We start from the raw sequence: 18,671 nt of genomic DNA on the forward strand, positions 1-18,671 counted from the left end.
GGCTACCTGCGCGTCGAGCTGCTCCGGGAAGCCGACGACGGCCTGGACGGGCGCGAGCCCCGCGGCGCCGGGACCCACACCGGGTGCGCTCCGGGAGCCCTTGCTCACCGCGCCGAGCGAGGACTCGCAGTACCGCGAGCGCACCTGAGCCGCCGGCTTCCCGGCACGTCGAGGGGCTGTGCCGGGAAGCCGCGGCACCCGCGAACGGGGTCACGTCCGTGAGCGGGAGTGTGGAACGACGAACCGGTGCGCTGGATGCACATGAACGCCGCCCATCCCTGGGAGCAGGCTCGCATCCAGCGCACCGGTTCGTTCATGCGATGGGCGCGTCGAGCGAAGCCGGCGTGCCGCGCACCGAGGCTTCGGCCGCGCTCAGCCGCCGAACGGCCTCGTCGATCCGGTCCGGCGGCAACGAAAACGGCAGCCGGATCCAGCGCTCCAGCCCGCCGTGGACGCCGAAGCGCGAGCCCGGCGCCACCTGAACGCCGTGGCTGGCCGCCGCCACCGCGAGGCGCGAGCTCACCGGCTCCGGCATCCGGCACCACAGCGACAGGCCGCCGTCCGGCAGCGTGAACATCCAGTCCGGCAGGTACCGGTGCACCGCGCCGGCCAGCGCGTCGCGGTAGCCGTGCAGCTCCTCGCGGCGGCGGTCCAGCAGGCTCTCGTCGGCCATCAGCTCGGTGAGCACGAGCTGCTCGAACACCGGTGACCCGAGGTCGACCGCGTAGCGCGCGGAAACCAGGCGGCCGAGCAGGTCCTCCGACGCGCGGATCCAGCCGAGCCGCAGCCCGCCCCAGTGTGTCTTCGACGCCGAGCCGACGCAGATGGCCAGGTCGCCGGCGAACGCGGCCAGCGGCGGCGGCCCGTGCCGGGGGTCGCCGGTCAGGTCCAGCTCGACGAGCGTCTCGTCCACCACGACCGGCGTCCGGGCACGGGCCAGCACGGTCCCGAGCCGGACGCGGCCGTCGGTGTCCAGGCGCAGGCCGGTCGGGTTCTGGAAGTCGACGACCAGGTAGGCGAACCGCGGCGACGCCTGGCGCAGGGCCGCGTCGACCCCGGCGATGTCCCAGCCGCGATCGCCACTCGGGTCCAGTGCCACCGGCACCGGGATCGCGTGCGCAGCCCGGATCGCCTCCAGGGCATTCGGGTACGTCGGCTGCTCGACCAGCACGCGGTCGCCCGGCCCGGCGAGCATCCGCAGGACCAGCACGAACGCGTGGTGCGCGCCGTTGGTGACCATGACCTGCGCCGGCGTCGTCGGCAGCCCGCGTTCGGTGTAGCGGGCCGCGATCCGCTCGCGCAGGGCGAGCAGGCCGCGCTCCTGGTAGCCGTGGTCGCCCAGGTGGCCGGCGAGCCGGAGGCGGGCGGCGTCGACCGCCGCGGCCGTGCCCGGGATCGCGGGCGAGGACGCGTGGGTGAGGTCGATCGAGCCGTCGTGCACCGGCGCGAGCGGGCCGCGGCGGCGCCGCCCGGGCGCGGCGATCCACGAACCCGCACCGCGGCGGCTGGCGACGAACCCGTTCTCCCGCAGCCGGTCCAGTGCCGCGCCGATCAGCGTCCGGCTGGCGCCGAGGGCGTCGGCCAGCTCGCGCTCGGCGGGCAGCCGGGTGCCGAGCGGCAGCTGGCCGTCCAGCACCTGCAGCTCGATCGCCGCGGCCAGGTCAGCGGCTCCCTGCCGGGAGCCACCTTGCCGCCACGAGCCCAGCATGACGGCCAATCGCGGCCCTGATATCCGTCCACCGATCGGGAGCCCGGGTTCCATAAGACCAATATCCCGGAATTGGCTATGGTTTACCAGACCACTTCCCGGCGATAGTGGAGACGTGGCTCAAACCGACCTCCGGCCCGTCCGGATCACCCGCGACCCCGTCCGCCGCAGCACCCAGCTCCTGGCCGGGCTGACGCTCTACGGCGCCAGCGTCGCCCTCGTCACCCGCGCCGGCCTCGGCCTCGAGCCGTGGAGCGTGCTGGCCGAGGGCGTCATGAAGCGCACCGGCCTGACGTTCGGCACGGTCACCGGCCTGATCTCGGTGGCCGTGCTCCTGCTGTGGATCCCGCTGCGCCAGCGGCCCGGGATCGGCACCATCGCGAACGTCGTGGTCATCTCGGTCGTGGTCGACGTCGTCCGCGCGTTCCTCCCCGACCAGCACGACCTCGCGTGGCAGATCGCGCTGCTGGTCGGCGGGGTCGCGCTGAACGGCGTGGCGACCGCCACCTACGTCGGCGCCCGCCTCGGCCCCGGCCCGCGCGACGGCCTGATGACCGGGCTGGCCGGGCGCACCGGCTGGTCGGTCCGGCTGGTGCGCACCGGCATCGAGATCACCGTGGTGGCGGCCGGCTTCCTGCTCGGCGGGACCGTCGGCGTCGGCACCGTGCTCTACGCCCTCGCCATCGGCCCGCTCACCCAGGCACTGCTGCCGCTGACCACCTGGCGCGATCGCTAACCGGCCTTGCGCTGTTGGACGGCCCGGCGCAGCGTGAGGTAGTCGGCCCCGCGCCGGGCGAGCACGTCGTCGGTGCCGCGCTGCTGCGCCAGGGCCAGCAGGATGTGTTCCTGGCCGAGGTGCTTGTCACCCAGCCGGACGGCTTCCTTGAGGCTCAGTTCCAAGGTCTTCTTCGACTGCGCAGTGAAGGGGATGTGCCCGCGCTTGGCCGGGCCGAGCCGTCCGGCGAGCGCGCCCTCGCCGTGTGCCTGCTCGATGCGTTCGACGATCTGCTCGACATCGATGCCGAACTCGGTGAGCGCCTCGGCATCGGCATCGCTCACCCCGCCGCGACGCCGGGTGCGGGCCAGCTCGGCCGCGATATCATCGGTGGCGACGCCCAGTTCGGTGAGCACCGCGACATCGCTCTTCACCAGCCCGGCGAGCAGGTGAGCGGGCCCGATCTCGGGCGACCCGGATTCCCGCGCCACGATCTGCGCCTCGACGACCGCCATCCGCGCCTCGGCGGTGAACCGTTCGAACATCAGTGCCTCCCGTACTTCTTGTGCACGGCCTGCCGGCTGACCCCCAGCTCGGCGGCGATCTCCTGCCACGACCAGCCGTGCACCCGCGCACTGCGGACCTGCACGGCCTCCAGTTGTTCAAGCAGCCGCCTGAGCGCGGCGACCGCGCGCAGCCCCACGCGGGGGTCGCGGTCACCTGCCCGGGCGGCCAGATCCGTCGCTTCCGTCATGGTTGTCAACCTACGTTGACATTCGGTCGGTGTCAACTCGGGTTGACATGTCGTGGCCGGCGCCGGCTTCTGGGGCTGGCTTCCGGGGCCGATTTCCGGCTGGGCCGAGACTGCCGGGACCAGCTGTCCACATCTCGGCCAGGCTGTGGACAAACGGCGCTGAGCTGCGGTTTTCGCGCCATTTCGTCGGAGGCGCTGGATAGACTGGACCCGGGGATGGCCCCCTTAGGGAGGGCGGGCGCGCGAGGGAGGGAGGGCGCGCGAGGGAGGGAGGGCGCGCGAGGGTGGGCGGGGCGGGTTCCGGCGAAGGTGTCCACGCGGGCTCGGCGGCCGCACGGCGCCTCGCGCGGCGACAGCCGCGATGCCATCAACGCCCCGTCAGGGGCATCCAGCAACCGCCGGACCAATGCGACCGCAAGGCCGAAGCAGAACCGGCACTCCACCCACACCCCCCGCAACCCCGATCCGAAGCCAGAACACGGACGGCAGTACCGGGTCAAGGCATCTTTCCCGCCTTGACGCGGTACTGCCGTCCGTAGTCACAATCGGGCTTCGGGGTGGCGGGCCCCGAGCAAAGCCCGGACCACGACCTCGCCCAGCGAACGCCACCTCCGACCCGATCGCCCCGGTTCAGCGCGAAGCCGCCGAACGGTCGACGTACAGTCGGGTGATGCCCGAGATCGCGATCGCCGAACGGGCCGGGGTGGGCGCCGACGGCCACCCACGCCCCACCGAAGACCACGTCGTCGTGCTGCCCAACGCCGTGCTCGTCCTGGACGGCGCCACCTCGTCGGACCCAGACCAGCCCCCAGGCGGCTGGTACGCCGAACGGCTCGCCCGGCGCCTGGCCGAAGACCTCCGAGCGGCACCGGAAGCCGACCTGACCGAGGTCCTGACCAGCGCGATCGCCGCCCTCACCGCCGAGCACGACCTGCGGCCGCAGTGCTCGCCGTCGAGCACCGTCGCCGCCGTGCGCTGGCTCGATGACCGCGTCGACGCGCTCGTGCTGGCGGACAGCCCGGTCGTCGGGTTCGGCGGCTTCGGCGTCGACGTCGTCTCCGACGACCGGCTGGCCCGGCTGCGGCGGCGCGGGATGCTCCAGACCGGCGCCGACGTCCGGCGCCGGCGCAACGCCCACGACGGCTTCTGGGTCGCCGAAGCCGACCCGGGTGCCGCCGCGCACGCGGTCCGGCGCAGCTGGCACCGCGCCGACGTCGACGCGGTGCTGCTCGCCAGCGACGGCGTGTCCATCGGCGTCGACCAGTACGAGCTCTTCGACTGGCGCGAGCTGCTCGCGGTGACCCGCGCCGACGGGCCCGACGCCGTGCTGGACGCCGTCCGCACCGCCGAGAAGCAGGATCCGGACGGCGAACGCTGGCCACGGCCCAAGCGGCACGACGACCAGGCGCTCGTCCTCGTGGACTTCAATCCCGGGGGTTAATCAGGGTCTTCCCTGATCACGGGCGGTCACGTTTCCCGAGACCCTGGAGCGCATGGGGACGGAAGCGGGGAAGCGGACGAGACCGTGGCGGCTCGTCGCGCTGGGTGCGATCGGGTGGGGCCTGTTCACCGCTGTGGTGCTGCACGTCGTGAGCTCACGCAATCCGGTGTACGACACGCTGTCGAGCTACACGGTGACCGATCGCGGTGAGGGGATGCTCGCGGCGAGCGTGCTCTCGCTGGCCATCGGCTCGCTCGCGGTGCTCGGCGCGCTGCAGGTCGCCGGTGTGCCGTTGTCGCGGACCACCCGGCTGCTGCTCGCCTTGTGGGCGCTCGGGCTGGCCGCGGCCGCGGTCTTCCCGGCCAGCTACCCCGAGGCGCCGGACCCGGTGAGCGGCGAGATCCACCTCTACGCGTGCCTGGTCGCCTTCTGCAGCCTGCCCGGCGCGGCGATCTCGCTGCTGGAACCGCTGCGGGGCCGTCCGGAACGCGCGGCGCTGGTCCACGCGATCCGGCTGACCGCGGGTGCGTTCGCGCTCTTCGCGCTGAGCTTCCTGTTCGTGCGGCTCGCCGAAGCCGGCGTGGGGCCGTTCCGCGAGATCTCGGACGCCTTCCCGATCGGCGTCATGCAACGGCTGCTGCTGCTCGCCGACGTCGCTCTGCTGGGCACGCTGCTGTGGCTGGCGTCCCGGCTCGAATCAGCCTTCGACGGCCGCCGCGAATTCGGGCGCGTAGCCGTACAGGCCGGGCATGCCGCCGGTGTGCAGGAACACCACGTGGTCGTCCGAGGCGAAGTGGCCGGCCCATTCGACCAGCGCGGCGGCCACTTTGCCGGTGTAGACCGGGTCGAGCACCACGCCCTCGGTGCGCCCGAAGAGCCGTAGGGCGTCCCAGACGGCGTCGGTCGGGATGCCGTAGCCGGGGCCAAGCGTGGAATCGCCGAGCCTCGCGTGCGTGAAGGGCGGCGGTTCGACGCCGAGGAGCTTGGCCGCGCCGTCGACGAGGTCGTGGAGGTTCTCCGTGGCCTCGTCGAGCGGGTGGCTGACGCAGGCGATGCCGACACCGAGGTTCCCGAGGAGCCCGGCGGCGAGCGTCACCCCGGCCGCGGTGCCGCCGCTGGCGTGCGGGACGACGAGGTGGGCGCGCTCGATGCCGCGTGCTTCCAGCTGCTTCGCGAGTTCGAGCGTCGCTCGGACGTACCCGAGCGCGCCGAGGTCGTTGGAGCCGCCGACCGGCACGGTGAAGACCTTCCGCCCCTCGGTGGCGGCTTCGGCGACGAGACGGTCGTACGTGCGGCCGGTCTCTTCGCCGTCCGCGCAGACGTGGACGGTCGCGCCGAAGAGCCTGTCCAGCGGGAGGTTTCCGCTGCGTTCGTACGCCTCGCCGTCGCGTGGCACCTTCGCGGTGAGCACGAGTTCGCAGCGCAGGCCGAGCTTCGCGCACGCGGCGGCGGTCTGGCGGCCGTGGTTGGTCTGGAGCGCGCCGAAGGTGATCACGGTGTCCGCGCCGGCTTCCCGGGCCGCGCCCAGGTGGTATTCGAGCTTGCGGAGCTTGTTGCCGCCGGCGCCGAGCGGGTGGACGTCGTCGCGCTTCAGCCAGAGGTTCCGCAGGCCGAGCGCTTCCCCGAGGCGCGGCGCGGCCTGCAGCGGGGTCGGCCAGCCGCCCAGGTCGACCCGGGGGATCGCGGCCAGTGCGGCGTCGGGGAATCCGGCGAAGTCGAACGTCATCGGCCCTCCAGGCTCGGCTTTCTAACCACTATATGGGGTTAAAGCACCTCGAAGCGAAGCTCGGTGACCGGCCCGACCTCGCGGACGCCGATCCGCCGGAGCGTGACGCCGTCGAGCTCGGGGTCACCGAACAGCGGTAGCCCGGCGCCGAGCAGCACCGGAGCGATCAGGACGTGCACCTCGTCGGCCAGCCGGGCCCGCACGGCCTGCCGGACCACGCTCGCGCCGATCACCTTCACCGCCCGCTCCCCCGCGGCCGCCCGCGCCTGGGTGATCGCCGAAGCGATTCCGTCGGTGACGAAGGTGAAGCTGAGGTTCTCGTTCCGGGCGGGCAGCACGGCCGGCGGCCTGTGGGTGACGACGAAGATCGGGACCTGGAACTCGTAGTGGTCGGCGTACCAGTCCGGGTCCTCGGCCATCGCGAACGAGCGGCGGCCGAGGACGACCGCGCCGGTCTCGCGGATCAGGTCGGTCATCCACGCGCTGCCGGTCGACGCGGTGGGGTCGGACAGCCGGGCCGTGCCGCCGTGGCGATCGGCGACGAAGCCGTCCAGCGACATGCTCATCCCCGCGTGCACCGTGGCCATGGTTTCTCCTCACGTAGTCGTCGGTGGGGTAGACGGCCGCGGTCGCGGAAACTCATCGGGGACTAGCCGGAAACCGTCGGTATCCGGTAGCGTTCGTTCGAACGAACGAGAACCTTCGGGGGCCACCATGACCGCTACGAGCCTCGACTTCACGGGCCTCACCGCCCAGGCCGCGCAGCTCGCCGCGGGCGAGGTCACCTCCGCCGAGCTCACCGCGGCCGCGCTCGGGCGCGCGCACGCGAGCCAGGCCACGCTCAACGCGTTCAAACACCTCCGCGACGACGACGCCCTCGCCGAAGCCGTGGCCGCGGACCGGCGCCTGGCCGACGGCGAGCGCGCTCCCCTGCTCGGCGTGCCGGTCGCGATCAAGGACGACGTCGACCTCACCGGCCTGCCCACGTCCTTCGGCTGCCCCGGCGAATTCCCGTGCGCGACGGCCGACGCGCCCGCGGTCGCGCTGCTGCGCGAGGCCGGAGCGGTGATCATCGGCAAGACGAACACCCCCGAGCTGGGTCAGTGGCCGTTCACCGAAGGCCCGGCCTTCGGCGTGACGCGCAACCCGTGGCACACCGGCCACACCCCAGGGGGTTCTTCGGGCGGGAGCGCGGCCGCGGTGGCGTCGGGGGTCATCGCGGCCGCGCTCGGGTCCGACGGCGCCGGTTCGGTGCGCATCCCGGCCGCGTGGACCGGGCTGGTCGGGATCAAGACCCAGCGCGGCCGGATCCCGACCGGGGACGAGCTGTTCCACGGCCTCACCGTCCTCGGCCCGCTGGCCCGCACGGTCGAAGACGCCGCCCTGCTGCTCGACGCGGCCGCCGGGACGTCCGGCGTGTTCCGCGCGGCGGCCGGGCGCGAGCCAGGGAAGCTGCGGATCGGGCTGTCCACGCGGATCCCGTTCACCGCGACGAAGACCCGGCTCGACCCGGTCGTCGAGGCGAACGTGCGACGGCTGGCCGAATCGCTGGCCGGGCTGGGGCACGAGATCGTCGAGGTCGAGCCGGACTACGGGCTGATCGGGCTGACGTTCCTGCCGCGGTCGCTCACCGGCGTCCGCGACTGGACGCTGCGGGTGCCCGACCGGGCCGGGCTCGACCCGCGCACGCGCAGCAACGCCGGCCACGGCCGCCTGCTGGCCGGCCCGGCGCTGCGGCTGGCCCGCGCGCTCGAGCCGGGCCTGCACCGCCGGATCGGTTCGGTGTTCGGCCGCGTCGACGTGCTGCTCACCCCGACCACCGCGACCCCGCCGCCGCCGATCGGCACGTTCGACGGGCTGTCCGGCTGGGAGACCGACCAGGCCATGATCGCCGCCTGCCCGTACGCTTGGCCGTGGAACGTGCTGGGCTGGCCGGGGGTCAACGTCCCGGCCGGGCAGACGGCGGACGGGCTGCCGCTCGGCGCGCAGCTGCTCGGCCCGTCGCACGCCGAGGAGCGGCTGATTTCGCTTGCCGCGCAACTGGAAGAGGTCGAACGGTGGCCGGAGCGGCATCCCGCGACAAGCTGGTGAGCACGCGGGAGGCCATCCTGCGCGGCGCGCTGACCGTAGTCGGCGAACACGGGGTCGGCGGGCTGACGAACCGCCGGATCGTCGCCGCCGCGGGTGTCTCCCTCGGTACCTTGACCTACCACTTCCCCAGCCAGACGGCGCTGCTGCGCGAAGCGATGCTGCTGTTCGTCGAAGAGGAGACGGCGAAGCTCGGCGCGATCGTCGACGGCTACCGCTCGGCGGGTCTGTCGGTCGAACAAGCGGCTTCGGTGGTGGAGCACGTGATCGCACAGCTGCCGTTCGGCGCGGACGAGCTCGGCGCCCACGAGTTGTACCTCCAGTCCGCGCGCGACCCCGAGCTGCAGGAAGCGTCTTCGCGGTGCTTCGCGGCGTACGACGAGCTGGCGGTGACGATCCTCAGCGCGCTGGGCGTCCCCGACCCGGCCCGGCTGGCCGGGCCGGTGGTGGCGCTGATCGCGGGACTGCAGCTGCGCCGGTTGGCGACGGGCGAGACGGACACGCCGGTGGCCGAGCCGCTGATGATGCTGCTCCGCGGAGCTTGATGGCCCGCCCGGTAGTCCGCGGCACGGCGGCGTGGAAGTACTTCGGCGACTTCCGCGACGGTCTGCTGGCCGGCCAGGTCCTGGTGCTGCAGGTGGCGCACCCGGTGGTCGCGGCGGGGGTGCGCGATCATTCGGACTACCGGTCGGACCCGTGGACGCGGTTGATGCGGACGGGCGCGTCGCTGTCGATCTACGTCTACGGCGGCGAGGCGGGGGCGCGGGTGGAAGCGGCGCGGTTGCGGGCGTTGCACCGGACGTTCACGGGCGTGGCGGACGGGCGGCGGTACAGCGCGTTGGACCCGGCCGCGTATGCGTGGGTGCATGCGACGTTGGTGAAGGTTCCGGTTGACGCGCAACGGTTTTTCGGGCGTGGTCTGTCCACATCGGAGCTTGAGGAGTATTACGCGCAGATGTGCGACATCGGGCGGATGCTGGGTGTGCGCGAGCGTGATCTGCCGCCGGACTGGGCGGCCTTCGAGCGGTACTACGACTCGATGGTGGCAGGGTTTTCGGTGAATCCGACGATCGAGCAGCTCTTCGAGACGATCCGGACGGTTCCGAAGCCGGTTTCTTGGTTGCCGGACTCGTGGTGGCGGTGGCATGCGCGGATCCAGATGTTCCTGATCCGGGCCACGCTGCCGCCGGAATTCCGGGAGCATCTCGGTCTACAGTGGACACCGCGGGACGAGCGGCGGTTCGCGCGGTTCGCTTCTGCGGTGCGGGTGTCGGCGACGCCGATGCCGGCTGGGCTGCGGACGGTGCACATGCGGTGGATCGGGAAGCTCAACGTGTGGCTTCGGGCGCATCCGCGGGTGTATCGGGCGTTGGTCCGCGGCGAAGGGCCGGGCGTGAGGCCTCGCCTCTGACCATGCCCGGGGCGGCGGGATGCGAGGGCCGAACTCGCGTGAGCGCAACCTCGACCCGCGTGCTCGAAAGCCGAACTCGCGTGATTGGAGGCCGAACTCGCGTGATTGGCGAGGCATCTCGCGTGATCGGCGAGGCATCTCACGTGATTGGGCGGGCATCTCGCGTGATTGGCGGGGCAACACAGAGCGGGTGGGGAGTCAGAAGCGGGTGGGGGCCGCGGGGGCGCCCCCCGTCTCCAGCGTATCGGCCGAACACGACGGAAACCGGCAGGGAAGGCGCCGGCTAGCTTGGGTTGTGCACATCTCGCCTTGCCTGTGGACCGGTGCGCGCGTAATGAGCCCGGGCCTTCGCGCGGTTTCCGCACCGGGACATCGAGCACCACTGGCGGTTGCGGCGGGGTGATGCGTCGCTGAACCGCAAGCCGCAGTCGTCGGCCGCGCACACTCGGACCTCTGCGTCGCTCGTGGCCAGGTCGATTGCGTCCGCCGCCAGGGTTGCGAACGCCGCCGCCACCGGGTCCTTCGGGGCCGGGACCTCTCGGCGGAGCCCGTCGGCCGTCAGTGCCAGGCGGGGTGGGGGTGCCGGTGCCGCCGCTGCGGCGTTGTTGACCAGCTCGATGTCCATCTTCGACAACTCCTCCGGCGGCAGCAGCACCCGGTCGATCGCCTCCCGCAGCGCCTTCGCCGCCAGCACGTTGCCCGCCGTCACCGGGACCGGGCCCGTTGTCAGCCCCGCCAGTGCCAGCCACTCCGCCAGCGCCTCCGGCCCGGTCAGCAGCTCCACACCGGACTCGTGCCGGCTGCGCATCGTGTTGACCAGATCGAGGCACGGCCGTCCGCCGTCGAAGACCCACTCCATGCCGGTCATTCTAACCCTTGCCTTCGGTTAGAAGCAGTGCTACCGTCTAACCTCATGCACCGGTTAGAAAATATGGCCACCGTGAACGGCATCCGCATGCACTACCTCCGTGCCGGCGACGGCCCGCCGCTGTTCCTGCTGCACGGCTGGCCGCAGACGTCGCACTGCTGGCGGCGGGTACTGGCGCCGCTCGCCGAGACGCACACCGTGATCGCCCCCGACCTGCGCGGCTACGGCCGCACCGACAAACCGGCGACCGGCTACGACAAGCGCACGATGGCCGCCGACGTGGCGGCGCTCGCCGAGCACCTCGGGTTCACCAAGACCGCCGTCGCCGGGCACGACCGCGGTGGCCGCGTCGCCCACCGCTGGGCCCTCGACCGCCCGGACCAGGTCGAACGCCTCGCCGTGCTCGACATCGCCCCGACCCGCGCGATGTGGCAGCGCCTCGACGCCGGCATCGCCAAGGGGTACTGGCACTGGCTCTTCCACCTCCAGCCCGACCTGCCGGAACTCCTCGCGGGCCAGAACATCGCCGCCTACCTCGGCTACTTCTTCGAGCGCTGGACCTACCAGCGCCACGCTCTCGACGCCGAGGCGCAGGCCGAGTACGTCCGCGCCTTCTCCCAGCCCGGCGCCCTCCGGGCCGGCTTCGACGACTACCGCGCCTCCTTCCCCGACGACGCCGAGCTCGACCACGCCGACTTCGCCGCCGGGAAGCGCCTCACCCAGCCACTGCTCGCCCTCTGGGGCGCGAACGGCCTGCTCGGCTCGCTCCCGACGCTCGGCATCTGGCGCGAGTACGCCGACGACGTCACCGGTGAAGCCCTCGCCGAGTGCGGCCACTTCCTCCCCGAGGAACAACCCGCCGAAGTGGTCGACCACCTGCGGAAGTTCCTCGACCCCTGAGATGCCAGGGGCCTCCGGTCCCCCGAACTGGGGACCGGAGTTCCCTCGCCGCCGTGACGCGCCCCACCGGTTTCGCCGGTTAGGTTCACGTCACAATGGGGAGCAAATCGAAAGCGGCGCTGCTGATGCTGCTGGCCACCTTGGGGATCCTGGCCGGCAGCGGGATCGCGTACGCCGACGGCGCACCGACCGGCACCGACATCCAGGTCGCCCAGACACTCGGCGCCCGCGAACTGACCGTGATCATCCGCCGCGTCGACACGACGCCGTCGCCGCTGCGGGTCGACGTGGTGACGCACCAGGGCACCGCGCCCGGCACGCTGCACCTGGCCGTCGCGGCCGACGGTGTCCCGAGTTCGCGCGCGGACGTCGTCCTCGGCGCGACACCCGGTGTCCACCCGGGGAATCTCCAAGTCGACAAACCGGGACCGTGGGAACTCTCGCTGAGCGACGACACCGGGCAGCGGGCCACGATCCCGTTCATCGGGCCCGCGCGGGTGGTGCCGCCGTGGGAGAAGGCGGCCTACGGCGGGTTCGTCGCGGCGGGCGCGTTCCTGCTCATCGCCCTGGTCGTCGGCGTGCGGGCCCGGCGGACCGCGTTCGCACTCATCCCGGGCGCCGGCGTGGTCGCCGCGATCGCCGTCGCCGTCACCGGTGCGCTGCTGTCGGCGAGCACGCCCCCGCCGCCCGCGCCCGGCAGCCAGCTGGACCCGACCTTCGACAACGTCACCGACCCGTACGCCGCCGCCCGATTGTCCACAGTGGATTACTCACGGCCGCCGGTGAACCTCGCCGTCGAGCCGGAGCGGGACGGCCTGCGGCTGCGGCTCACCGACGGCGCCACCGGCCGCCCGGCCGACGACCTGCTGGTGCGCGACAACGCCCTCGTCCACCTGGTGCTCGTTTCGCCGTCCGGGCGGCTGAGCCACCTGCACCCGGTGCGCGTCGGCCCCGGCGACTACCGCGTCCACGTGAGCGATCCGGAGCCGGGCACCTACGCCGTCGCCGCGGAACTGGCCCGGCGCGGCGGCGGCGTGCAGCTGGTCCGGTCCACTGTGGACCTCCACGGCACCGCCGCACCCGCGCCCGAACCGCCCGGCGCCGGCCCGCGGACGGTCGACGGCACCCCGGTCGAACTCACCGTCAGCGCCGGCACGCCGACGACCATTACCGCCCGCTTCCCGGCCCAGGACCTCCAGCCGTGGCTGGGCATGCTCGGCCACCTGATCATCACCGGCCCGATCGACGGGCCGGTCGGGGAAAGCGCCGCGAAGGCACCCAACTGGGCCCACGTCCACGCGATGCTCCCGCCGGTCGCCGGCCAGCTCGACCGTCCTGATGAGACAGTCGCCGCGTACGGGCCGGACGTCGGCTTCACCTACACCTTCGCCCAGCCCGGCCGGTACCGGATCTGGCTGCAGGCCGAACGCGGCTACCGGGTGCTCACCGTGCCCGCCGTGGTCGACGTCCCGGCGACGGGGGCGGGCCGATGAGGCGCCCGACGTTGCTGATCGCCGTCGTCGTCCTGGTCGTCGCGGCCGGGGCCGCGTGGCTGCTGTGGGGCGGCGGTGCCGCGAAACCCACCACCCAGCAAGCGGTTTCCGGCCCGTACACCGTCGAGTTCTCGGCGGAGCAGCCCCGAATCGGCGGCAACACGTTCGCGGTGGCGGTGACCGGACCCGCGCCCGACACCGTCACGGTCGCGCCGGTCATGGCGCAGATGGGACACGCGTTCCCCCCGGTGCCCGCCGGGCCGGACGGGCCCGGCCGCTTCCGCGCCACCGGCGTCGGGCTGCCGATGGCCGGGCAGTGGGAGATCACCGTTTCGCTGCGCGGCCCCGGCGGGCCCGCGCAGGTCGTCTTTCCCGTGTTGGTCAAGTAAAGGAGGGGGCATGGATCTCACCGCATCCGGCGTGCGCGCCACGTCGGTGCCGAAACAGGCGCGAACGGGGTTGCTGCCGGCGAACGTCGTGCTCGGCGGCTCGCTGCTGTCACTGGTCGGTCTCACCTGGGACATCCAGTGGCACGACGACGTCGGGCCGGACACGTTCTTCACGCTGCCGCACCTGTTCCTGTACGCGGGCAGCGCGGTCGTCGGCCTGGCGAGCCTCGCCGTCGTGCTGCTGACGACGGCGGCGCGGCGCGCGGGACGGCCGGTCGACCCGCGGATCGGCGGGCGCGTGGTCAACGTGTTCGGCCGGACTTTCGCGGCACCGCTGGGCTACCTGGTATCGGGCGTGGGCGCGGCGACGTTCCTGCTGTACGGGCTGTGGGACCAGTGGTGGCACGGGCTCTACGGCTTCGACGCGGTCATCGACTCGCCGCCGCACATCGGGCTGCTGCTGGCGATCACGGTGTCGCTCATCGGCACGACCGCGGTGTTCGCCGCGGCGCGCGAACACCGCTGGGGGCGGCTCGGCACGCTGGCGTCGCTGACCGTGCTGCTCACCTTCGGGCCGGTGCTGGCCCTCGGGTTGCAGCAGGTGCCGAACGACTACGCCGACCCCGTGGCGATCGGGACGTCGATGATGGCGGTGCTGCTGGTCTCCGTCGGCGCCGGGTTCACCCGCCGCCCGGGCGGGGCGGTCGGCACCGCGGCGATGGTCGCGGCCGTGCAGGCGGTCTTCTGGTGGTTCTCGCCGTGGGCGGCGCAGGCGTACGCCGACCTGGTCGGCCTGCCGATGCGGGACGCGGTTTCCGGCGTGCCGGCGATGCCGTCGCTGGCGCCGATGGCCCTGCTGCCGGTGGCCGCGCTGATGGAGCTCGGCTACCTCGCCGGACGACGGCGAGAGTGGCGCGCAGGCCGGGTGTCCGTGGTCGCCGGCGGGCTCGCCGGGTTGCTGATCGGGCTGAGCCTGCCACTGCAGCGGGCCCTGCTCTACACCGGCGCGCACGTGCCGCCGGCCGGGTACCTGACGACGACCGCCGTGCTCAGCGCGGCACTGGGGCTGCTCGGCGGGTTCGCCGGGTGGCGGTTCGGCGGGATGCTCTGCCTGCTGGCGCCCGCGAAGAAGGGGGAAACCGCTGATGCGTAAGAGTTTGTTCGCCTTGGCCGCCGTCGCCGGGCTCCTGTTCGCCACGGCCGCGCCGGCGAACGCCTACGAGCCGGTCAACATCGTGCACACCGAGCGGGTGCAGGCCGGGCCGTACGGGCTGACCGTCGGGTTCAGCACCTGGCCGCTGAAAGCCATGCAGTCACTGGACTTCACCTTCATCCCCGACGGCGGGATCGAGGGCAAGTCCGGCACGCTCGCCATGTCCGGCCCCGACGGCGCCCAGCGCCGGGCCCAGCCGCTGGTCCGGCACCCGCGCAAGCGCGAGGTGTGGGGGCTCGACGTCCGGTCGATGCCGCAGCCGGGTGACTGGACGTTCCGCTTCACGGTCAACGGCCCCGCCGGCTCCGGCACCGGCGAGCTGCGTGCGCTGCCGGTGCTGGAACAGCCGGGGCCGCCGATGGGCTTGAGCTGGGCGATCAGCACGCTCCCGCTGATCGGGCTGGTCGCGCTCGTCGTGGTGGCCTGGCGCCGGACCCGCAGCCGCTTGCGCGGGGGCGAGCTTCCGGCAATCGGGTGAGATTCCCCTCACATCGGGTGCCCGGACGTATTCCGGCGGTCGCGAAGGCCTCCTTCACCGTGGAGAGCGGGGAAGGGGGCCTTCGGCATTGTTCTTCCGCAGCACGGTCCGGACGCCGGTGATCGCCGGTTCAGGCGGGCAGGTCGAACTGCCCGGCCTTGACGGCGATCAGGAACGCTTCCCACTCGGCGGTGTCGAACACGAAGACCGGGCTGGTCGCGAGCTTGGTGTCCCGGACGCCGATCACGCCGTCCCGGCCCAGGTTGACCTCGACACAGCTGCCGCCGTTGGGCTCGCTGGCGAACGACTTCTCCCAGGCGGCCTCTTCGAACATAGACACGGCCGTGTTCGGATCGTAATCCGCGAACGACGGATAATCCGCCATGGGTCGTACCTCCGAGGATCGATGGGGGGCGCGGTCGTGACCTGGTCGAAGGCACCCGCTCCCGGCTACTCAGTGTCTCAATGGAGCAAGCCACAGGGCCAAGCGGGTGATCAACTGGGTCCGGCCTCGACATGAAGATTATTCCAGGAGTAGGATTAATCGCATCGGCCGGGGCGCTCGTGTCGGTGAATGACTGCCTGCTCGCGGCGGGCGGTCGTCGGGGCGGGCCGAAGCGTTGAAGGACCTCTTGCCGTAACCAAGCCAACCACCGCAGGACCTCATGGGGGAGGAACAGCGTGATCGTCGAGGAAGGTGCGCCGCCCGGCGCGCTCACCGTGACCGAGCTGGTCCGAACTCCGGATGCGGAAGCGTTTTCCCTGCGAGACGCCGAAGCAGCGCGACCAGAGCTGGGGGTGTAGACGAATGGCAGTCCGGGTGAACTCGCTCTTCCGCCGCGAGGACGAAGAACACCGTGGCCGCCGGGGCATCGGGAACGAGCTGCGGAACCGCTTCGGCTTCAGCCTGATCCAGGCCCCGCTGCGCAAGACCACGACCTGGGCCACGGACCAGGACCTCCCGCTGCGGCGCCACGCCGACGGGGTCCGGACCACCCGCCCGCTGGAAGCTTCGATCGACCTGGCACCGTTGCTGCGCGGCCGCATCGGTTCCCGAGCCTGAACTGCCGCACCACCACCGAAGAGCCCCGGTTTCCTGCGGAACCGGGGCTCTTGCCGTCTGCGGCTACGGTTTCCGGAGCAGCAGGCTGCCGTGCCGCAGCGGCCGCTCGTCCGGGCCCGGTTCCCGCAGCACCCGTCCCACCTCGGTGAAGCCCGCCGCGGCCGCGATGCCCGCCAGTTCGTCCAGCGGCCAGCAGTAGGCCGTCGTCACCTTGTGGTCGAACGTCGTCCGCGGACCACCGCGGGATTCGAAGCACCCCAACAGAACGTGACCACCCGGCACCAACGTTCGGGCGAATTCGGCGAAGTACCCCGGCAGCTCCGCCGGCGTGGTGTGGATCACCGAGTACCACGACAGGATCCCGCCGAGCGAAGCGTCCGGCAGGTCCAGCGCCGCCATCGAACCCACTTCGAACCGCAGGTCCGGGTGGGCGGCCCCGGCGAGCGCGACCATCGCCGGGGACAGGTCGACGCCGAACGCGTCGAGCCCCAGCGAACGCAGGTGCGCGGTGAGGTGGCCGGGCCCGCAGCCGAGGTCGGCGACCGGGCCGCGGCCGCGCACGGAATCCGCGAACGCGGTCCAGACCGCCCGCTCCAGCGGGTGCCTGTCCCAGACCTCGGCGGCGAATTCCGCGTACTGGACGGCGACCGCGTCGTAGGCGGCCGCCGTCACGGCTTGCGGCCGAGGCCGCAGAGGTGGCCGACGAACGCCGGGTCGTTCGCGAGCTTCTTGGTGGCCCGCGACTCGATTTCCTCCGGGTGCCACTCCGGCAGGTAGACGATGCCCGGCTCGACCAGCTCCAGCCCCTCGAAGAAGGACGTGAACTCCGCCCGGGTGCGCAGGTGCAGCGGGGTGCTGGACTGGTTGTACTGCTTCATGATCGACTCGCGGCTCTCCGCGTCGGCCATCTCCTCCAGTCCGTCGCTCGTCAGGTGCGAGGACAGGAAGTACGAGCCGGAGGGCAGCAGCGACAGGTACTTCTGGATGGTCTGGGCCACCGGCTCGTCGGCGCCGAGGAAGTACAGGACGCCGACCATGATCAGGCCGATCGGGCGGTTCGGGTCGAGGACACCGGTGTCGAGCGCGCGCTTCCAGATGTCGGCCGGGTCGCGCAGGTCGCCCTGCAGCACCGCGTGCCGCCCGGCGACGCCCTCCTTCTCCAGCAGGATCTGCGAGTGGGCCACGGCGACCGGCTCGTTGTCGACGTACACGCACCGGGCGTCCGGGTTCACCGCGGTCGCGACCTCGTGGACGTTGCCGACCGTGGGGACGCCGGAGCCGAGGTCGAGGAACTGGTCGATCCCGTTGCGCGCCAGGTACCGCACGCCGCGGCCGAGGAAGTCGCGGCCGACGCGGGCGACGGTCTTGATCATCGGGAAGGTCTTGACCGCCTGCTCCCCGAACTGCCGGTCGATGGCCCAGTTGGCGTCGCCGCCGAGGAACCAGTCGTAGATGCGGGCGGCGTTCGGCCGGTCCAGGTCCACGCCTTCAGGGGCTTCGGGGTCCTGCGTCGTCATTGCGTCCTCCAGGCTTGCGGCCGACACCGCCGACCACGCTCGCGAGGGGGACCGTGGCGGCGCCGGGCTCGGGACGCCACTCTCCCACAGGCACGATCCCGGGCTCGATGACGTCGAAGGTACCGAAGAAGGCGGCAATCTCGTCGAGGGACCGGGAAACCGCGGGCGAGCTCGACCGCTCCGACAGCTTCACGAGCTTCCGGATCTGCTCCAGCTCTTCGCCGTCGACGCCGGACTCGGTCGCGTGCGAAAGCACGTACGCCGACCCGGGCGCCAGCAGCGTCCGGTAGGCGCCGATGGCTTCGCGGACACCGGTCACGTCCGGCAGGAAGTGCAGCACTGCCACGGTGAGCAGGCAGATCGGCCGGTCCGGGTCGAGCACGCCGGTGTCGAGCGCGGCGTCCCAGACGTCGCCGGCGTCCCGCAGGTCGGCGTGCAGCACGGCGTGCCGCTCGGGGTCGCCTGCCTCCTCGAGCAGCATCCGGGCGTGCGCGACGGCCACCGGCTCGTTGTCGACGTAGACGCACCGGCTGTCGTCGCTGTGGTCGTCGGCCACCTCGTGCACGTTGCCGGACGTCGGGATGCCGGAGCCGAGGTCGAGGAACTGGGTGATGCCCTGCCCGACGCAGTAGCGCACCGCCCGGCCCAGGAAGTCGCGGTTCGCGCGGGCCAGGGTCTTCGCCAGCGGGAAGACCTTCAGCGCCTGCTCGCCGTACTGGCGGTCGATGGCCCAGTTCGCGGTGCCGCCGAGCGCCCAGTCGTAGATCCTCGCCACGTTCGGCCGGTCCAGGTCGACGGCGTCGGGCAGGAAGTCGGGGTCCACGGTGTCCACTTCCGGTGGATTCAAGCGCAACAGAGTGACTCTACCGAAAGTTGTTCACCGGTCGGGACAGCTGCCGCCGCCATT

Annotated in this window: 22 protein-coding genes and 1 pseudogene; 13 read left to right on the plus strand and 10 right to left on the minus strand. The window is 72.3% G+C overall.

Annotation, left to right across the window (positions count from 1 at the left end; all coding sequences use genetic code 11):
• Positions 1-313 precede the first annotated feature (313 nt).
• The gene (locus ABZX11_RS29240) at positions 314-1,762 is read right to left on the minus strand and encodes a PLP-dependent aminotransferase family protein (protein WP_176173489.1); all 1,449 of its coding nucleotides are present in this window, start codon (positions 1,760-1,762) and stop codon (positions 314-316) included.
• 61 nt (positions 1,763-1,823) lie between these two features.
• On the opposite strand from ABZX11_RS29240, the gene ABZX11_RS29245 reads away from it, so the two are divergent.
• Positions 1,824-2,444: a hypothetical protein gene (locus ABZX11_RS29245; RefSeq protein ID WP_176173490.1), complete on the plus strand. Its 621-nt coding sequence runs from the start codon at positions 1,824-1,826 to the stop codon at positions 2,442-2,444.
• Here the strand turns inward: ABZX11_RS29245 and ABZX11_RS29250 are convergent.
• On the minus strand, positions 2,441-2,968 hold the full coding sequence (locus ABZX11_RS29250; RefSeq protein WP_354918838.1) for a Clp protease N-terminal domain-containing protein: 528 nt from the start codon (positions 2,966-2,968) through the stop codon (positions 2,441-2,443). The two genes, ABZX11_RS29245 and ABZX11_RS29250, sit on opposite strands and share 4 nt — an antisense overlap.
• The gene (locus tag ABZX11_RS29255) at positions 2,968-3,177 is read right to left on the minus strand and encodes a sigma factor-like helix-turn-helix DNA-binding protein (protein WP_004559389.1); all 210 of its coding nucleotides are present in this window, start codon (positions 3,175-3,177) and stop codon (positions 2,968-2,970) included. Before ABZX11_RS29255 ends, ABZX11_RS29250 begins: the two co-directional genes overlap by 1 nt.
• A 670-nt stretch (positions 3,178-3,847) precedes the next feature.
• On the opposite strand from ABZX11_RS29255, the gene ABZX11_RS29260 reads away from it, so the two are divergent.
• The gene (locus tag ABZX11_RS29260) at positions 3,848-4,618 is read left to right on the plus strand and encodes a hypothetical protein (RefSeq protein ID WP_354918841.1); all 771 of its coding nucleotides are present in this window, start codon (positions 3,848-3,850) and stop codon (positions 4,616-4,618) included.
• Positions 4,619-4,670: 52 nt separating this feature from the next.
• Positions 4,671-5,237: pseudogene (locus tag ABZX11_RS29265) on the plus strand (DUF998 domain-containing protein); the annotation flags it as partial.
• Between the two features lie 78 nt (positions 5,238-5,315).
• Here the strand turns inward: ABZX11_RS29265 and ABZX11_RS29270 are convergent.
• Together ABZX11_RS29270 and ABZX11_RS29275 are read right to left on the minus strand one after the other, a co-directional pair.
• Positions 5,316-6,344 (minus strand): D-cysteine desulfhydrase family protein, encoded by a 1,029-nt coding sequence (locus tag ABZX11_RS29270; protein WP_354918844.1) that lies wholly within the window; start codon positions 6,342-6,344, stop codon positions 5,316-5,318.
• 38 nt (positions 6,345-6,382) lie between these two features.
• Positions 6,383-6,931, minus strand: a complete 549-nt coding sequence (locus ABZX11_RS29275) for a dihydrofolate reductase family protein (protein ID WP_354918847.1) — start codon at positions 6,929-6,931, stop codon at positions 6,383-6,385.
• A 127-nt stretch (positions 6,932-7,058) separates the two neighbouring features.
• Between ABZX11_RS29275 and ABZX11_RS29280 the strand changes: the two genes are divergently transcribed.
• From ABZX11_RS29280 to ABZX11_RS29290, 3 genes are read left to right on the plus strand one after another with little or no spacing between them, the layout of a single operon-like run.
• Positions 7,059-8,435: an amidase gene (locus ABZX11_RS29280; protein WP_354918850.1), complete on the plus strand. Its 1,377-nt coding sequence runs from the start codon at positions 7,059-7,061 to the stop codon at positions 8,433-8,435.
• Entirely contained in the window at positions 8,402-8,977 is a 576-nt protein-coding gene (locus tag ABZX11_RS29285) for a TetR/AcrR family transcriptional regulator (protein WP_176173496.1), read from the plus strand. Before ABZX11_RS29280 ends, ABZX11_RS29285 begins: the two co-directional genes overlap by 34 nt.
• The gene (locus tag ABZX11_RS29290) at positions 8,977-9,843 is read left to right on the plus strand and encodes an oxygenase MpaB family protein (protein WP_354919109.1); all 867 of its coding nucleotides are present in this window, start codon (positions 8,977-8,979) and stop codon (positions 9,841-9,843) included. The genes ABZX11_RS29285 and ABZX11_RS29290 overlap by 1 nt, the downstream gene beginning before the upstream one ends.
• Positions 9,844-10,126: 283 nt before the next feature.
• Here the strand turns inward: ABZX11_RS29290 and ABZX11_RS29295 are convergent, their stop codons facing one another.
• On the minus strand, positions 10,127-10,702 hold the full coding sequence (locus ABZX11_RS29295) for a CGNR zinc finger domain-containing protein (RefSeq protein ID WP_176173498.1): 576 nt from the start codon (positions 10,700-10,702) through the stop codon (positions 10,127-10,129).
• Positions 10,703-10,756: 54 nt separating this feature from the next.
• On the opposite strand from ABZX11_RS29295, the gene ABZX11_RS29300 reads away from it, so the two are divergent.
• The 5 genes from ABZX11_RS29300 to ABZX11_RS29320 all read left to right on the plus strand — a co-directional run bounded on the left by ABZX11_RS29300 (position 10,757) and on the right by ABZX11_RS29320 (position 15,184).
• On the plus strand, positions 10,757-11,611 hold the full coding sequence (locus ABZX11_RS29300) for an alpha/beta hydrolase (protein ID WP_354918853.1): 855 nt from the start codon (positions 10,757-10,759) through the stop codon (positions 11,609-11,611).
• A gap of 95 nt (positions 11,612-11,706) precedes the next feature.
• Positions 11,707-13,104, plus strand: a complete 1,398-nt coding sequence (locus ABZX11_RS29305; RefSeq protein ID WP_354918856.1) for a hypothetical protein — start codon at positions 11,707-11,709, stop codon at positions 13,102-13,104.
• Positions 13,101-13,493 carry a FixH family protein gene (locus ABZX11_RS29310; RefSeq protein WP_176173501.1) on the plus strand — a complete coding sequence of 131 codons (393 nt, stop codon included), beginning with the start codon at positions 13,101-13,103 and terminating at the stop codon, positions 13,491-13,493. The genes ABZX11_RS29305 and ABZX11_RS29310 overlap by 4 nt, the downstream gene beginning before the upstream one ends.
• 10 nt (positions 13,494-13,503) lie before the next feature.
• The gene (locus tag ABZX11_RS29315; RefSeq protein ID WP_354918859.1) at positions 13,504-14,646 is read left to right on the plus strand and encodes a hypothetical protein; all 1,143 of its coding nucleotides are present in this window, start codon (positions 13,504-13,506) and stop codon (positions 14,644-14,646) included.
• Positions 14,639-15,184 (plus strand): hypothetical protein, encoded by a 546-nt coding sequence (locus ABZX11_RS29320; protein WP_354918862.1) that lies wholly within the window; start codon positions 14,639-14,641, stop codon positions 15,182-15,184. The genes ABZX11_RS29315 and ABZX11_RS29320 overlap by 8 nt, the downstream gene beginning before the upstream one ends.
• Positions 15,185-15,314: 130 nt before the next feature.
• Here the strand turns inward: ABZX11_RS29320 and ABZX11_RS29325 are convergent, their stop codons facing one another.
• On the minus strand, positions 15,315-15,569 hold the full coding sequence (locus ABZX11_RS29325; RefSeq protein ID WP_003097427.1) for a DUF397 domain-containing protein: 255 nt from the start codon (positions 15,567-15,569) through the stop codon (positions 15,315-15,317).
• A gap of 296 nt (positions 15,570-15,865) precedes the next feature.
• Between ABZX11_RS29325 and ABZX11_RS29330 the strand changes: the two genes are divergently transcribed.
• Positions 15,866-15,988, plus strand: a complete 123-nt coding sequence (locus ABZX11_RS29330; RefSeq protein ID WP_303246979.1) for a hypothetical protein — start codon at positions 15,866-15,868, stop codon at positions 15,986-15,988.
• A gap of 4 nt (positions 15,989-15,992) precedes the next feature.
• Positions 15,993-16,247: a hypothetical protein gene (locus tag ABZX11_RS29335; RefSeq protein ID WP_176173504.1), complete on the plus strand. Its 255-nt coding sequence runs from the start codon at positions 15,993-15,995 to the stop codon at positions 16,245-16,247.
• A gap of 63 nt (positions 16,248-16,310) precedes the next feature.
• Here the strand turns inward: ABZX11_RS29335 and ABZX11_RS29340 are convergent, their stop codons facing one another.
• From ABZX11_RS29340 to ABZX11_RS29350, 3 genes are read right to left on the minus strand one after another with little or no spacing between them, the layout of a single operon-like run.
• The gene (locus tag ABZX11_RS29340) at positions 16,311-16,919 is read right to left on the minus strand and encodes a class I SAM-dependent methyltransferase (protein ID WP_354918866.1); all 609 of its coding nucleotides are present in this window, start codon (positions 16,917-16,919) and stop codon (positions 16,311-16,313) included.
• The gene (locus ABZX11_RS29345) at positions 16,916-17,764 is read right to left on the minus strand and encodes an SAM-dependent methyltransferase (RefSeq protein WP_354918869.1); all 849 of its coding nucleotides are present in this window, start codon (positions 17,762-17,764) and stop codon (positions 16,916-16,918) included. Before ABZX11_RS29345 ends, ABZX11_RS29340 begins: the two co-directional genes overlap by 4 nt.
• Entirely contained in the window at positions 17,736-18,587 is an 852-nt protein-coding gene (locus ABZX11_RS29350) for an SAM-dependent methyltransferase (RefSeq protein WP_176177996.1), read from the minus strand. Before ABZX11_RS29350 ends, ABZX11_RS29345 begins: the two co-directional genes overlap by 29 nt.
• Positions 18,588-18,671 lie beyond the last annotated feature (84 nt).

The sequence above is a fragment of the Amycolatopsis sp. NPDC004169 genome, from assembly GCF_040610315.1.
GTDB lineage: Bacteria > Actinomycetota > Actinomycetes > Mycobacteriales > Pseudonocardiaceae > Amycolatopsis.

Coding starts and splice junctions, on each gene's coding strand:
- ABZX11_RS29275 (WP_354918847.1), bottom strand. CDS start 6,931: ATGGCCACGGTGCACGCGGGGATGAGCATGTCGCTGGACGGCTTCGTC.
- ABZX11_RS29260 (WP_354918841.1), top strand. CDS start 3,848: ATGCCCGAGATCGCGATCGCCGAACGGGCCGGGGTGGGCGCCGACGGC.
- ABZX11_RS29310 (WP_176173501.1), top strand. CDS start 13,101: ATGAGGCGCCCGACGTTGCTGATCGCCGTCGTCGTCCTGGTCGTCGCG.
- ABZX11_RS29255 (WP_004559389.1), bottom strand. CDS start 3,177: ATGACGGAAGCGACGGATCTGGCCGCCCGGGCAGGTGACCGCGACCCC.
- ABZX11_RS29300 (WP_354918853.1), top strand. CDS start 10,757: ATGCACCGGTTAGAAAATATGGCCACCGTGAACGGCATCCGCATGCAC.
- ABZX11_RS29270 (WP_354918844.1), bottom strand. CDS start 6,344: ATGACGTTCGACTTCGCCGGATTCCCCGACGCCGCACTGGCCGCGATC.
- ABZX11_RS29290 (WP_354919109.1), top strand. CDS start 8,977: ATGGCCCGCCCGGTAGTCCGCGGCACGGCGGCGTGGAAGTACTTCGGC.
- ABZX11_RS29240 (WP_176173489.1), bottom strand. CDS start 1,762: ATGGAACCCGGGCTCCCGATCGGTGGACGGATATCAGGGCCGCGATTG.
- ABZX11_RS29295 (WP_176173498.1), bottom strand. CDS start 10,702: ATGGAGTGGGTCTTCGACGGCGGACGGCCGTGCCTCGATCTGGTCAAC.
- ABZX11_RS29345 (WP_354918869.1), bottom strand. CDS start 17,764: ATGACGACGCAGGACCCCGAAGCCCCTGAAGGCGTGGACCTGGACCGG.
- ABZX11_RS29280 (WP_354918850.1), top strand. CDS start 7,059: ATGACCGCTACGAGCCTCGACTTCACGGGCCTCACCGCCCAGGCCGCG.
- ABZX11_RS29320 (WP_354918862.1), top strand. CDS start 14,639: ATGCGTAAGAGTTTGTTCGCCTTGGCCGCCGTCGCCGGGCTCCTGTTC.
- ABZX11_RS29315 (WP_354918859.1), top strand. CDS start 13,504: ATGGATCTCACCGCATCCGGCGTGCGCGCCACGTCGGTGCCGAAACAG.
- ABZX11_RS29325 (WP_003097427.1), bottom strand. CDS start 15,569: ATGGCGGATTATCCGTCGTTCGCGGATTACGATCCGAACACGGCCGTG.
- ABZX11_RS29250 (WP_354918838.1), bottom strand. CDS start 2,968: ATGTTCGAACGGTTCACCGCCGAGGCGCGGATGGCGGTCGTCGAGGCG.
- ABZX11_RS29335 (WP_176173504.1), top strand. CDS start 15,993: ATGGCAGTCCGGGTGAACTCGCTCTTCCGCCGCGAGGACGAAGAACAC.
- ABZX11_RS29305 (WP_354918856.1), top strand. CDS start 11,707: ATGGGGAGCAAATCGAAAGCGGCGCTGCTGATGCTGCTGGCCACCTTG.